This is a genomic window from Hyphomicrobium sp. LHD-15, from assembly GCF_031157355.1.
Taxonomy (GTDB): Bacteria; Pseudomonadota; Alphaproteobacteria; order Rhizobiales; family Hyphomicrobiaceae; genus Hyphomicrobium_C.
The window spans coordinates 251,001-265,113 of sequence record NZ_JAVIFT010000001.1; the positions used below are offsets into that span (position 1 = coordinate 251,001).

Annotated in this window: 12 protein-coding genes and 1 riboswitch; of the genes, 9 read left to right on the plus strand and 3 right to left on the minus strand. The window is 64.5% G+C overall.

Going from position 1 to position 14,113, the window contains the following annotated elements; genetic code table 11:
* The first annotated feature begins 19 nt into the window (after window positions 1-19).
* Window positions 20-136: riboswitch (guanidine-I (ykkC/yxkD leader) on the plus strand.
* A gap of 186 nt (window positions 137-322) precedes the next feature.
* From RCO24_RS01130 to atzF, 7 genes are all read left to right on the plus strand, one after another.
* A complete protein-coding gene (locus RCO24_RS01130; RefSeq protein ID WP_374990918.1) occupies window positions 323-1,321 on the plus strand; it encodes a putative urea ABC transporter substrate-binding protein in 999 nt (332 codons plus the stop codon).
* 47 nt (window positions 1,322-1,368) lie between these two features.
* Window positions 1,369-2,187, plus strand: a complete 819-nt coding sequence (locus tag RCO24_RS01135) for an ABC transporter permease subunit (protein WP_308959516.1) — start codon at window positions 1,369-1,371, stop codon at window positions 2,185-2,187.
* The gene (locus tag RCO24_RS01140; protein ID WP_308959518.1) at window positions 2,184-3,035 is read left to right on the plus strand and encodes an ABC transporter ATP-binding protein; all 852 of its coding nucleotides are present in this window, start codon (window positions 2,184-2,186) and stop codon (window positions 3,033-3,035) included. The genes RCO24_RS01135 and RCO24_RS01140 overlap by 4 nt, the downstream gene beginning before the upstream one ends.
* Window positions 3,036-3,141: 106 nt before the next feature.
* Window positions 3,142-3,867 (plus strand): urea amidolyase associated protein UAAP1, encoded by a 726-nt coding sequence (locus RCO24_RS01145; protein WP_308959519.1) that lies wholly within the window; start codon window positions 3,142-3,144, stop codon window positions 3,865-3,867.
* An 11-nt stretch (window positions 3,868-3,878) separates the two neighbouring features.
* Entirely contained in the window at window positions 3,879-4,526 is a 648-nt protein-coding gene (locus tag RCO24_RS01150) for an urea amidolyase associated protein UAAP2 (protein WP_308959520.1), read from the plus strand.
* A 3-nt stretch (window positions 4,527-4,529) separates the two neighbouring features.
* The gene (gene uca / locus RCO24_RS01155) at window positions 4,530-8,156 is read left to right on the plus strand and encodes an urea carboxylase (RefSeq protein WP_308959521.1); all 3,627 of its coding nucleotides are present in this window, start codon (window positions 4,530-4,532) and stop codon (window positions 8,154-8,156) included.
* Window positions 8,153-9,952 carry an allophanate hydrolase gene (gene atzF, locus RCO24_RS01160; RefSeq protein WP_308959522.1) on the plus strand — a complete coding sequence of 600 codons (1,800 nt, stop codon included), beginning with the start codon at window positions 8,153-8,155 and terminating at the stop codon, window positions 9,950-9,952. Before uca ends, atzF begins: the two co-directional genes overlap by 4 nt.
* 12 nt (window positions 9,953-9,964) lie before the next feature.
* Here atzF and RCO24_RS01165 read toward each other — a convergent pair whose 3' ends face one another.
* The 3 genes from RCO24_RS01165 to cobA all read right to left on the minus strand — a co-directional run bounded on the left by RCO24_RS01165 (window position 9,965) and on the right by cobA (window position 11,810).
* Window positions 9,965-10,270, minus strand: a complete 306-nt coding sequence (locus RCO24_RS01165; protein WP_308959523.1) for an ETC complex I subunit — start codon at window positions 10,268-10,270, stop codon at window positions 9,965-9,967.
* Between the two features lie 89 nt (window positions 10,271-10,359).
* A complete protein-coding gene (gene bluB / locus RCO24_RS01170; protein WP_308959524.1) occupies window positions 10,360-11,022 on the minus strand; it encodes a 5,6-dimethylbenzimidazole synthase in 663 nt (220 codons plus the stop codon).
* Window positions 11,019-11,810, minus strand: a complete 792-nt coding sequence (gene cobA, locus RCO24_RS01175; RefSeq protein WP_308959525.1) for a uroporphyrinogen-III C-methyltransferase — start codon at window positions 11,808-11,810, stop codon at window positions 11,019-11,021. Before cobA ends, bluB begins: the two co-directional genes overlap by 4 nt.
* A 187-nt stretch (window positions 11,811-11,997) precedes the next feature.
* Between cobA and cobU the strand changes: the two genes are divergently transcribed.
* Window positions 11,998-12,525 (plus strand): bifunctional adenosylcobinamide kinase/adenosylcobinamide-phosphate guanylyltransferase, encoded by a 528-nt coding sequence (gene cobU / locus RCO24_RS01180; RefSeq protein ID WP_308959526.1) that lies wholly within the window; start codon window positions 11,998-12,000, stop codon window positions 12,523-12,525.
* Between the two features lie 238 nt (window positions 12,526-12,763).
* Entirely contained in the window at window positions 12,764-14,113 is a 1,350-nt protein-coding gene (gene gdhA / locus RCO24_RS01185; RefSeq protein ID WP_308959527.1) for an NADP-specific glutamate dehydrogenase, read from the plus strand.

A 14,113-nucleotide genomic window follows, 5' to 3' on the forward strand; every position in this document is an offset into this window, starting at 1 on the left:
CCCTGTGCAATTAAGCTTTGCATAATGCCTCTAGGGTTCCGGTTGCCGCGCAATTCGGCGACGCTGGTCCGAGAGAGGCGCTCTCGTTCGCGCCCAAGCCCGAGCGAAGCCACGGCGGGATAAAAGCCCGGGAGACCTATACCGCAGGGAGTTTCGGCTCTCGAACGGAAGGCCTCCTCGTGTGCGTCTTGCGCCATCCGTTCGTCCCGATGCCCCTGCCATCGACTGTTTGGTGTCGTCAGCACAGGGGTTCTTCATGAACAGGTCTATCTCCAAGCTTCTCCAAAGCGCTGTTGCCGTGGCGGCGAGCCTGGCGCTCGTCATGCCGTCGGCTGAGGCCGCCCCGAAGAAAGACTTCAAGGTTGCGTGGTCGATCTACGTCGGCTGGATGCCGTGGGGCTATGCCGCCGACACCGGCATCGTCAAGAAGTGGGCCGACAAATACGGCATCACCATCGAGGTGAAACAGTTCAACGACTACGTGGAATCCATCAACCAGTACACGGCCGGCGCCTTCGACGCGGTCACGCTCACCAACATGGACGCACTCTCGATCCCCGCTGCCGGCGGCGTCGACACGACAGCCGTCATCGTCGGCGACTACTCGAACGGCAACGACGCGATCATTCTAAAGGGCAAGGACAAGCTCGCCGACATCAAGGGGCAGACCGTCAATCTCGTCGAGTTCTCGGTCTCCCACTATCTGCTCGCGCGTGCGCTCGAAAGCGTGAAGCTCGCCGAGAAGGACGTGAAGGTTCTCAACACGTCCGATGCCGACATGGCATCCGCCTACAAGACGGCCGACGTTACGGCCGTGGTGACCTGGAAGCCGATCGTCTCGACGATCCTCGAATCTCCGGACGCAAAGGCCGTTTACGACAGCTCGCAGATCCCCGGCGAGATCATCGACCTCCTGGTTGCCAACACAGAAGTCGTCAAAGACAATCCGGATTTCGGCAAGGCCCTCGCCGGCATCTGGTACGAGACGATGACCGAGCTTGCCTCCAAGAAGGAAGCCAAGGAGCACATGGCCAAGGCCTCCGGCACGGATGTCGCCGGCTTCGACGAGCAGCTCAAGACCACCAAGCTTTTCTCCACGCCGGCCGACGCCCTCGCCTTCACCTCCGGGGCCGACATCAAGGGCAAGAACGAACTCGTCGCAAAGTTCCTGTTCGACAAAGCTCTTCTCGGCAAGGACGCGAAATCCGCAGAGGCGATTGGCATCGAGTTCCCGGACAAGAGCGTGTTCGGCGACAAGGCCAACGTGAAGCTGCGCTATGACGCAACGTTCATGCAGGCCGCCGCCGACGGAAAGCTCTGAGCCACCTTTCCTCTCCCTGTCACAATAGTGGAGGCCGCGGGACTTCGATGCGTCTGTTGAACATCAAACCAGATCGAGCGTGGACCGTCGCGCTCGCGGCCTTGCCTTTCTTCGCCCTGATCGTCGCCTACATGGTCGGTTCGGGGATTCGTCTCGCCGAGAACCCCAACGACAAGCTGTTGCCCAGCTTCACCGCCATGGCGGAGGCCGTGAAGCATTATGCTCTAGAGGCCGATCCTCGGAGCGGCCTCTACCTGATGTGGAACGACACGCTTTCGAGCCTGTCGCTGCTGCTCACGGCGCTTGCGATCTCGACGTTCATCGCGCTCGTTGTCGGCATCCTGATCGGGCTCCTGCCGATTGCAGGCGCCACGTTCGGGCCGGTGGTGGCCGTCGCTTCCATGGTGCCGCCACTCGCACTGCTGCCGATCCTGTTCATCATCATGGGGCTTGGAGATGGCGCCAAGATTTCGCTGATCGTCATCGGCACGACGCTGAAGCTCGTTCGTGACATGGCGCTTCGCGTCAAAGACATACCGGCTGAGCTGCTGATCAAGGCGCAAACGCTCGGTGCTTCCACGTGGCAGATCGCGCTCAGGGTGGTGCTGCCGCAAATGCTGCCGCGGCTGATCGACAGCGTGCGGCTCGAAATCGGACCGGCCTGGCTGTTCCTGATCGCGGCCGAAGCGATCGCGGCAGACTCGGGACTCGGCTATCGCATTTTCCTCGTTCGCCGCTATCTCGCGATGGACGTCATCATTCCCTACGTCATCTGGATCACGGTGCTGGCGTTCCTGATGGATCTCGCGTTGCGGCTTCTACAGCGCAAGGCCTTCCCCTGGTTTGCAGGAGCGCGCACCGCATGACAGCCATCGTCTTCGACAAGGTGTGGAAAGAGTATGGCGATCACGTCGTGCTCGAGCGCATCAATCTCGAGATCGCGCCACGCTCGTTCGTGGCGCTCGTGGGGCCGTCGGGCTGCGGGAAAACTACGTTCCTGCGCATGCTGCTCGGAGAGGAAGCCGCTACGCGCGGAACAATCCTGGTTGACGGCAAACCGCTCAAAGTGGAGCCCGATGCCGACCGGGGCGTCGTGTTCCAACGCTACTCCGTGTTCCCGCATCTGACCGTGCTCCAAAACGTGATGATCGGGCGCGAGTTCGAGACATCCCGCTTCCTCGGCAAGCTGTTCGGCGCCAAGCGCAAGCAAGCCGAGGACGAAGCACGGACCCTGCTCGACGCGGTGGGGCTCAACGACCATGAGAACAAATATCCGGCCGCGCTTTCGGGCGGCATGCAGCAGCGTCTCGCGCTCGCCCAGGCGCTCAATCGAAAACCCAAGATCCTGCTGCTCGACGAACCGTTTGGTGCGCTCGATCCCGGCATCCGCGCCGACATCCACGTGCTGATCCGCAAGATCTGGAACGAGAACGATCTCACGGTGGTGATGGTCACGCACGATCTTTCGGAAGCCTTCCGGCTCGGAACACGCGTCATCGCCTTCGAGCGGCCCCGCAACCGGCCCGAAGAACTCGAACGCTACGGCGCGACGCTCGGCAGCGAGGCCCCGGGAGAGATCGCGCGTCCGTCCGGTCCGCAGCCGGGTGCTTCAATCACGCGCGATTTCGAGGTGTGGCCGAAGAAGATCGCCGCCCCCGTCGGCGGCGCGGCATCGGTTCCGGACACGCCCAGCGTGGCCAAAGCGGCGGAGTAAGGCCAATCGATTTCCGCCGGGGACGACCCCGCGCGGCTTCCTTCTCATCCCGGGACGGCCCGGACCAACTTCGTGGGCGGTAACGCCCGCAGAGAGGAGCAGCGGCGTGAGTGACTTGATCTACAGCGATGTGCTTCCGGGCGGCAAGCACTGGTCGATGACGATGCGGCGTAATCATCGCCTGCGCCTGACGGACGTCGACGGCGGGGCCAATGTCGGCATGCTGTTTTACAATCCGATAAACCTGCTCGAGCGCTACAACGCCCCCGATACGCTCAAATGCCAGCACACCTTCAAGCTCACGCAGGGCCATTGCCTCTACTCGGACATGGGCCGCATCTTCTGCTCGATCGTGGCCGATACGCACGGCTGGCACGACACCGTATGCGGCAACAGCACGAAAGAGATCGTCGCGTCCCGCTGGGGCAACGTCTCCTATCAGACCCACCGCAACGATTGGCAGCAGAGCGGGCGCGACAGCTTTCTCGTCGAGGCCGCCAAGTACGGCTTAGGGCGACGGGATCTCGCGGCCAACGTCAACTGGTTCAGCAAGGTGACGACGGACGAAAGCGGCAAGATCGCGTTTGACGCGAGCGCGGCCAAGACCGGCGCGACCGTGGAATTGCGCTTCGAGATGGATACGCTCGTGCTGTTCCACACCTGTCCGCATCCGCTCGATGCCAGCCCCACCTATCCGCGCAAGGCCGTACGCTTCGACATCCGAGAAGGCGCGCCCGCCTCAACCGACGATGCCTGCCGGCTGTCCGCACCCGAGAACGGACGCGGCTTCGAAAACAACCGGCTGTTTCATGCCGGCTGCGGTTGCGGCTGAGGGAGGGCAACATGATCAAGGAAAGCAAGCTCTCCGCTGACGCCGCTGTCTATCGCGAGACGGTTCCAGCCGGCGGTTATTGGATGCATGTGGTGCGCCGCGGCGAGACGCTGCGCATTCTCGACCTCGAAGGAAACCAAGCAGCCGACACGCTGTTCTTCAACGCCGACGATCCGCACGAGCGCTATTCGGCCTCGGATACGATCCGCGAGCATGGCAACGTCTATCTCGGCCCCGGCTCGGTGCTGCGGTCGGATCTCTGCCGTCCGCTAATGACGATTACGGCCGATACCGTGGGGCGGCACGACACGCTTGGCGGCGCGTGCGCGACGGAAAGCAACACGGTGCGCTACGCGCTCGAAAAGAAGAGCATGCATGCGTGCCGGGACAGCTATCTGCTGGCGGTGGTCGAGAACGAGCAGTACGGCCTCACCAAGCGCGACATCGCCCACAACATCAATTTCTTCATGAACGTGCCGGTGACGCCGGACGGCGGGCTCACGTTCGCCGACGGCGTGTCGGGGCCGGGCAAGTACGTCGAGATGCGGGCCGAGATGAACGTCATCGTCCTTATCTCCAACTGCCCGCAGCTCAACAACCCCTGCAATGCCTACAACCCCACGCCCATCGAGGTGCTGATCTGGCCGGAGGGCGCATAAGCCATGTTCAAGAAAGTTCTGATCGCCAATCGCGGCGCCATCGCCTGCCGCATCATCCGCACGCTCGACCGCCTGGGCGTTGCGAGCGTTGCCGTCTACTCGGAAGCCGACCGGCATTCGATGCATGTGGCGCAAGCCCGCGAAGCCGTCGCCATCGGCCCCTCGGCCGCAGCGCAAAGCTACCTCAAGGTTGACGCGATCCTGGCGGCGGCCAAGGCCACCGGCGCTGAAGCCATCCATCCCGGCTACGGCTTCCTCTCCGAGAACCCCGACTTTGCGGATGCGTGCGCGGCGGCGGGTATCGCTTTTATCGGACCGAAGCCCGATCAGATGCGCGCATTCGGCTTGAAGCATCGGGCGCGCGAGCTGGCGCTCGCCGCCGGTGTTCCGCTGGCACCGGGGTCGGGGCTGATCGACAACCTCGATGCCGCGAAGGCCGAAGCCCAGCGCATCGGCTATCCGGTGATGCTGAAGAGCACGGCGGGCGGCGGCGGCATCGGGTTGCAGCTCGTCTCGTCGGAAACGGAGCTCGAACCGCTCTACGAGCGCGTCGAACGGCTCGCGCGCAACAACTTCAAGGACCCGGGTCTCTTCCTCGAAAAGTACGTCTCTCGGGGTCGGCACATCGAGGTGCAGATCTTCGGCGACGGAAAGGGCCGCGTGGTGGCGCTCGGCGAGCGCGATTGCTCGGCGCAGCGGCGCAACCAGAAAGTCATCGAGGAGACGCCGGCGCCTGGGCTTTCGGACAAGGCGCGCGCGGCACTCTGGAAGACCGCCTGCGATCTCGGCAAGTCCGTCTCGTATGAAAGCGCGGGGACCGTCGAATTCCTCTACGATAGCGATACCGACGCCTTCTACTTCCTGGAGGTCAACACGCGGCTGCAGGTCGAGCACGGCGTCACCGAGGAGGTGACCGGGTTCGATCTCGTCGAATGGATGGTGCGCCAAGCGGCCGGCGAAACGCTGCCGCTCGAGCAGGAGCGAATCCAGCCCAAGGGCGCCTCGATACAGGTGCGCCTTTACGCCGAAGATCCGGGCCGCGATTTCCGCCCCAGCTCCGGGCAGCTCTCGCACGTGGCGTGGCCTGCGGACGCACGCGTCGAAACCTGGGTCGAAAGCGGCGCGGACGTCTCACCGTTTTACGATCCGATGCTGGCGAAGATCATCGTCAAAGCCGAGACGCGGCCACAGGCGCTGGCCAAGCTTCAGGATGCTCTGGCCGCGACCGAGATCGGCGGCCTCGAAACCAATCTCGACTATCTGCGCCAGCTCGCGGCCTCGGACATTCTCGCCGAAGGCCAGATGCTGACGCGCACGCTCGCGACATTTCCCTACAAGGCCGCCACCGTCGAAGTGCTGGCGTCCGGCACGCAGACGACCATCCAGGACTGGCCAGGCCGCACTGGCTATTGGGCGGTGGGTGTGCCGCCGTCCGGTCCGATGGATCATCTGTCGTTCCGTCTCGCCAACCGCCTCCTCGGCAACGCCGAAGGCGCCCCCGCATTGGAGCTGACGCTGTCGGGCCCGACGCTGCAATTCAACCGCGATAGCGTCATCTGCCTTGCTGGCGCCGAGATGAGCGCGCGCGTCGGCGATCGTGCCGTTCCGTTCTGGCAGCCGTTCCAGGTTGCGGCCGGGGAGGTGCTGAAGATCGGAAGCGTGACGGGTGCGGGTGCTCGCGCCTATCTCGCCATTCAGGGCGGCTTCGACGTGCCGCTCTATCTCGGCAGCCACGCCACGTTCACGCTCGGCAAGTTCGGCGGCCATGGCGGGCGGGCACTGCTGACCGGCGACGTGTTGCATATCTCGCGCGCCGCTCCTTCTGAAAGCGCAGCTCCCGCGTCGCTTCCGGATGCGCTCAGGCCTGTTCTGTCGCGCGCCTGGGAGATCGGCGTGCTCTACGGTCCGCACGGCTCGCCGGACTTCTTCACCGACGATGATATCGCCACCTTCTTCGCCGCCAACTGGGAGGTCCACTACAATTCTAATCGCACGGGCGTTCGCCTGATCGGTCCCAAGCCGACCTGGGCCCGTACCGACGGCGGCGAAGCGGGCCTGCATCCGAGCAACATTCACGACAATGCCTACGCCATCGGCGCGGTGGATTTCACAGGCGACATGCCGGTGATCCTGGGACCGGACGGGCCTTCGCTCGGCGGGTTCGTGTGTCCGGTCACGATCGTGCAGGCGGAACTATGGAAGCTCGGGCAGCTTCGTCCGGGCGACAAGGTGCAATTCAAGCGCCTCTCGCCGGTCAACGCACGCGCGCTCGAGATCAAGCAGGACAGCGAAATCGCGTCGCTTGCGCCGATGGGCTCGCCTCCGTTGGTGGACGTCAATAGCGTCGGCGCGGACGATTGCATCGTCGGCGATCATCCCGAGGACGGCGTGCTGCCGCGTGTGGTCTACCGCCGCCAAGGCGACAAGTATCTTCTCGTCGAATACGGGCCCATCGTGCTCGATTTCGAGCTCAGGTTCCGCGCGCACGTGCTGATGACGAAGCTCGAAACGCTGGCCATTCCCGGCATCATCGATCTCACGCCCGGCATCCGCTCGCTGCAGATCCACTACGACAGCCGCGTTCTGCCGCTGCAGGCCCTGGTCGACAAGCTCGCCGAGATCGAAGACGCGATGGGTGACATCGGCGACATCGAGGTGCCGAGCCGCATCGTTCACATGCCGCTGTCCTGGGACGACGCCGCGACGCAGCTCGCGATCTCGAAATACATGCAGTCGGTGCGCGCCGATGCGCCGTGGTGCCCCTCGAACATCGAGTTCATCCGGCGCATCAATGGCCTCGATAGCATCGAGGACGTGAAGGAAATCGCCTACGGCGCGAGCTATCTTGTGCTCGGGCTCGGGGATGTCTATCTCGGCGCGCCGGTGGCGACACCGCTCGATCCCCGGCATCGGCTGGTCACCACGAAGTACAACCCCGCACGCACCTGGACGCCCGAGAACGCCGTCGGCATCGGCGGGGCCTACATGTGCGTCTACGGCATGGAAGGTCCCGGCGGCTATCAGTTCATCGGGCGCACGGCGCAGGTGTGGAATACCCATCGTATCACGCCCGAGTTCGATGCCGACAAGCCGTGGCTGTTGCGCTTCTTCGATCAGATCCGCTTCTACCCGATGGATGCGGAAGAGCTGCTCGCATTTCGCGACGGCTTCCTGCAAGGAAAAGTCGGGCTCAAAATCGAACCCACGACGTTCAAGCTGTCGGATTACCGCCAATTCCTCACCGACAATGCGGCCGATATCGCGGCGTTCAAGAAAAAGCAACAGGCGGCCTTCGAAGACGAGCGCTCGCGCTGGCAGGCGAGCGACCAGTCGGGTGCGGCAACAAGCGAAGCAAGCGCCGATGACGGCGCCGAGGACGCGTTGGCGGACAACGCCGTCCCCGTCGCGAGTCCGGTTCCCGGCGCAGTGTGGAAGGTGGAAGTCAGCAAGGGTGCTCGCGTCAAGGAGGGCGATCTCTTGGTCGTGGTCGAATCCATGAAGATGGAAATGTCGGTGCATGCCCCTTCGAGCGGGGTCGTCACCGAGGTGCGATGCGCCGAGGGGCGGCCTGTCGCGTTGGGGCAAACCCTGATCGTTCTGACCGAAGACGTACCGGAGACCGCAGCATGAGCGCGCCGATCTCATCGCTCTCTTTCGACGTCGAAACGCTGACGGAAGCCTATGCCTCGGGAACGTTGACGCCTTCCGATGTTATCGCGGAAGTCTACCGGCGCATCGGCGAGCGCGGCGAAAAGCCGGTGTGGATCTCACTCATGCCGCTGGAGCAGGCGTTAGCGAAGGCGGCTTCCGCGCCAAAAGGCCCGCTTCACGGCATCCCGTTCGCGGTCAAGGACAACATCGACGTCGCGGGTTTGCCAACGACATGTGCGTGTCCCGACTATGCCTATGCTCCGGAGCGTTCGGCGACGGCTGTCGAAAAACTCGAAGCCGCAGGCGCCATCGTCATCGGCAAGACCAATCTCGATCAATTCGCGACCGGTCTCGTCGGTACACGCTCGCCCTATGGCATTCCATCGAGCGTGTTCGACGCGGACTATATCTCGGGCGGGTCGAGCTCGGGCTCGGCCGTGGCGGTCGCGGGCGGCCTGGTCTCGTTCGCGCTCGGCACCGACACTGCGGGGTCGGGTCGTGTGCCGGCCGGCTTCAACAACATCGTGGGCCTGAAGCCGACCAAAGGCTTCATTTCCGCGCGCGGCCTGGTTCCGGCCTGCCGGACGCAGGATACGATCTCGATTTTCGCGCTCACCGTTGGCGATGCCGCGAAGGTGATGTCCCTCGCCGCGAGCTTCGACGCGGGGGATGCCTATTCGCGCCGGTCACCGCGGCCGTTTTCCGTCGAAGCGGCGGCACCGGGACTGCGCATCGGCGTACCGAAAGCGGGGCTCGAATTTTTCGGCGACGTCGACGCAGAACGGCTTTATCGCGCAAGCGTCGAGAGGATGGCAGAAGCCGGTGCGTCGATCGTCGAGATCGATTTCACACCGTTTCAAAAGGCGGCCAGCCTGCTCTATGCGGGACCGTGGGTCGCCGAGCGTTTGGCTGCGATCCGCGCCTTCGCCGAGACGCATCCGGATTCGCTCAATGATGTCGTCGGCGGGATCATTCGCGGCAGCGCGAAGCTATCGGCCGTCGATACCTTCGATGGCTTCTATCGCCTCGCCGAGCTCGTGCGCGAAGCGGACGCCCAATGGAAAGCGATGGACGTGCTGCTGCTGCCGACCAGCGGCACGACTTACAAGATCAGCGAAGTTCTCGCCGATCCGGTTCGGCTCAATTCCAACCTCGGCCTCTACACGAACTTCGTCAATCTCATGGATCTCTCGGCGCTCGCGGTGCCGGCGGGATTCCGTCCGAACGGTTTGCCGTTTGGCGTGACGCTGATTGGGCAGGCGTTCGAAGACGGCAAGCTCGCAACGCTCGGCGACCGCCTGCATCGGTCGCTCGATGGCCTCAAGCTCGGCGCAACGGCCAAGCCGCTCGCCGAAACGGCGCCGGTTGTTTCCTCGCCCGCCGGGGGACGCGTTGCGGTCGCCGTCGTCGGCGCGCACCTCTCGGGTCAGCCCCTTAACAGCCAGCTTCGGGAGCGCAACGCGCGGCTGATCAAGACCACGCGCACTGGACCGGGGTACCGGTTCTATGCACTCGCCGGAACGGTGCCCGCGAAGCCCGGCCTGGTGTTCGACGGCACGAGCGCGGGCAACATCGAGGTCGAGATCTGGGAGCTGGACGAAGCCGGTTTCGGCTCGTTCGTGGCGCTCATTCCGCAGCCGCTCGGCATCGGCACGCTGACGCTGGCCGACGGCAGCCTCGTCAAAGGCTTCCTCTGCGAGGCGTATGCAGTCGCGGGCGCGACCGACATTACTGATTTCGGCGGATGGCGGGCGTGGCTGGGCCGGCCCAAGTAGTGCGGTGGAGGATTAGTGCGTCCAGGCGCCGATGCGGCCGAACTTGAAATTGTCCGCGTAGGACTTGCGCACGATCCCGCGCGGCTTCGGCTCGTCCAGGCGGAACGGAATGCCGTTGCGTTCGGCGTAGGCGATGGCCTCTTCCTTGGTGTCGAACTCGAGGCGCACCTGGGTCCGCGTATCGGACGAGCTGGTCCAGCCCATCAGCGGGTCGATCTGGCGCGGGGTGGCGGACTCGTGCTCCAGCACCCACTCCTTCGTGCGCGCAATACCCGACTGCATGGCGGTCTTGGCCGGCTTGAAGATGCGTGCGGTCACGGGAACCTCGTCGATTCTATCGATCCGACAGTCCATACCCCTGTCGCGTGCAGGCTGCAAGCAGGCCAGCCTCCCGGCCTTGTTTGAAATCAACGGCGCAGCAGGAATTCGGTGGAAGCCGCGCGTTCCTGCCATCCGGCGCGTTCGAGCTCCGGATCCAGATGCTCTTCCACGGGCCAACCGATGCAGAGATAGGCAACCAATGTCCAGCTCTCCGGAACATCCAGAGCGCGCGCCACCACATCCGGCTCCAGGATCGAAACCCAGCCGATGCCAACGCCCTCAGCCCGTGCCGCGAGCCACAGCGTGTGGACAGCGCCGACGGCGGAGTATCGCAGCGTCTCGGGCATGGTCAGCCGGCCGAGCCCCGCGCCGCGTTCCGTCGCCTCGTCGGCGAAGACCGCAAGTTGAACAGGAGCCGCGTCGAGGCCTGCCAGTTTGAGGCGCGCATAAAGCGTGCGGATTTCGCCGTCGTATCCGTCGAGCGCGGCGCGGTTGGCGCGCTCGAACGAGGCGCGCACAGCTTGGCGCCGCTCATCCTTGTCCACCAGAACGAAGCGCCAGGGCTGGCAATTTCCAACCGACGGCGCATGGCAGGCCAGCTCGATCAGATTCTCGATCAAACCCTCGGGCAGAGGATCGGTGCGGAAGCGGCGGACGTCGCGGCGCCACAGGATCAGATCGCGAAACGCGGCGACGAAATCGGGCGTGAAGGCCGGCGGGTTCGTCGACGTCTCAGACGTGCGGCTCATGGCTTGGCCATCCCTGGACCGAGCACCGCGCGCAGGCTGGCGTTGACGCCGATGACGATCACGGCAGGCGCTTCGATCGCGTGTTTCTTCGCGTCCGCCGCCAGATCCGCGAGGCGCGTTTCGAGCACGATCTCGTTCTCGCTCGTGGCATGGGAGATGACCGCGGCGGGGGTGTCGGGGCTCAAGCCGCCGCGCAGAAACGCCGCAGTAATCTCGGTGAGCTGTGCCAGCGCCATATAGAGGATGATCGGCTGACCGGTGGCGGCGAGCGCTTCCCACGCTCCACCTGCGCGATCGTCGTCAGCCCGGTGGCCGGCCGCAAGGATGACGGCGTGGTTGGTCTCACGCGTGGTGGCAGGAATGCCGACCAGGGCGGGAGCCGCCAACCCGGAGGTGAGGCCTGGCACGACGCGGAACGGAATACCCTCGCGGACGAGCGCGCTGGCCTCCTCTCCGCCGCGGCCGAACACGAAAGGATCGCCACCCTTGAGACGAAGCACGCGGCGCTGCTTTTTCGCCTCGGCGATGATCAGCTCGTTGATGTCGCGCTGTTGCGGAGACGGCCTGCCGCCGCGCTTGCCGGCGAAGTGGATCTCCGCGCCGTCGCGGGCGAGCTTGAGGATGCGCGGATCGACGAGCGCGTCGTGGATGATCGTATCGGCAGAGCGGAGCGCATGAATGGCCATGACGGTCAACAGTCGCGGATCGCCGGGGCCAGCCCCTACGAGCCAGACTTCGCCCGGGCGCATGTCCGGGAAGGGCGGAAAGATGTCTGGCGGGAAGTTCATGCGTCGATCGGATTCGCGCTTTCAAACCAGTTAGTTACGGTCTCTTCCTGCCAGGCGTTCCGGTTGCAGAAACAGCTTCGCCTCGCGGATGGTGCCAGGCTTGGGGCCTGCGGCCGATTGGAGGTAGCCATTGGCGTCGGGGCCTGTCAAACAGTGCCTCGTCTCACCCATCCTGGAACCCTGCGGCATGTCCTCTCCCCTTCCACGCCTGACCCTGATTATCGGCGGCGCGCGCTCGGGAAAGAGCCGGTTCGCGGAAGGTCTTGTGACCGCGCTTCCGGCGCCGTGGATTTATGTCGCAACCGGCGAAGCCTGGGACGCCGAAATGGCCGAGCGCATCGCCGAGCACGTCCGCCGCCGCGGCGAGGGCTGGATGACGCGCGAAACACCGCTCGATCTCGGGGGCCTGTTGAATTCGCATGCAAACGACCCGCGGCCGCTGCTGGTCGACTGCCTGACCCTCTGGCTCAGCAACATCATGCACGCGGGCCGCGATATCGAGGCGGAGCAGACCCGCCTTCTCGACGCATTCGCCCAGCCTGGCGGACCTGTCGTCGTCGTCTCGAACGAGGTCGGTCTCGGCATCGTGCCGGACAACGCGCTGGCACGCGCGTTCCGGGATGCGCAGGGGCGGCTAAATGCGGCCGTCGCCGCGCGGGCAGATAGGGTGGTGCTGATGGCAGCGGGGCTTCCCCTCACCCTGAAGCAGGGCTGATCGCCCCGCTCCCTCCTCGTCACGTCCCGTCGCCGGCTGCGCATTGCACAGGCAGAGCCTCGCCCAATTACTCAGCTGTGTGCCTAATTTTTATGCACACAAATCCCCGTTTCCGTGTAGATGGTGCGGCCCGACGATCGGCCGGACTCCTTTGTCCGGCCCAATTTTCGTCAGGCATCTGATGGGCTTGCCCCGCAGATCCTTGCCAAAAACAATCTACGACGGGGAAGACCGCCTTATGCTCGACGAGAAACTTGAACCGATCTACGCGGACGTGCTGCGCCGCAATCCGGGAGAGGACGAATTTCACCAGGCCGTGCGCGAAGTCCTGGACTCGCTCGGCGCCGTTATCGCCAAGCATCCCGACTACGCGGAGGGCGCGCTCATCGAGCGGATCTGCGAGCCGGAGCGGCAGATCATCTTCCGCGTGCCGTGGGTCGACGACAAAGGCCGGGTACAGATCAACCGCGGCTTCCGCGTCCAATTCAACTCGGCGCTTGGCCCATTCAAGGGCGGCCTCAGATTCCATCCGTCTGTGCTGCTTGGCACGGTGAAGTTCCTCGGCTTCGAGCAAGTCTTCAAGAACGCCCTCACCGGCATGCCAATCGGCGGCGGCAAGGGCGGATCGGATTTCGATCCCAAGGGACGTTCCGAAGGCGAGATCATGCGCTTCTGCCAGTCTTTCATGACGGAGCTGGCGCGCCATCTCGGCGAATACACGGACGTGCCCGCGGGCGACATCGGCGTTGGCCAGCGCGAGATCGGGTTCATGTTCGGTCAGTACAAGCGCATCACCAACCGCTATGAATCCGGCGTGCTCACCGGCAAGGGCCTTACCTGGGGCGGCTCGCGCGTTCGGACCGAGGCGACCGGCTACGGCGCGGTCTACTTCGTCGAGCGCATGCTGCGGACGCGCAAACAAGGCTTCGAAGGCAAGAAGGTACTGGTCTCGGGTGCCGGCAACGTCGCCATCTACACGATCGAGAAGGTGCGGCAGTTGGGCGGCCGCGTGATCGCGTGCTCGGATTCCAACGGCTACGTCGTCGAAGACACCGCGACCGGCATCGACCTCGAGCTGCTCAAGGAGATCAAGGAGAAGAAGCGCGGACGCGTGGCTGATTACGCTGCCGCACGGGGCGCGAGCGCCCTCTTCGTGCCAGGCGGACGCATCTGGGACGTGCCGGCCGATATTGCCATGCCGTCGGCTACGCAGAACGAGCTCAACGGCCAGGACGCACGCACGCTGGTCAAGAACGGCGTCATCGCAGTCGGCGAAGGCGCCAACATGCCTAGCACTCCCGAGGCCGTACGGACCTTCCTCGATGCGGGCGTCCTGTTCGGGCCCGGTAAAGCCGCAAACGCGGGCGGTGTCGCTACCAGCGCCCTCGAAATGCAGCAGAACGCTTCGCGCGATTCCTGGACCTTCGAGGCGACGGAGCAGCGGCTGGCCGTCATCATGCACAGCATCCACGATCGTTGTGCGGAAATGGCCGAGTCCTATGGCTCGCCCGGCAACTACGTTCTCGGCGCGAACGTCGCCGGTTTCGTTCGGGTCGCGGAGGCCATGCGCGCGCTCGGCGTCGTGTGA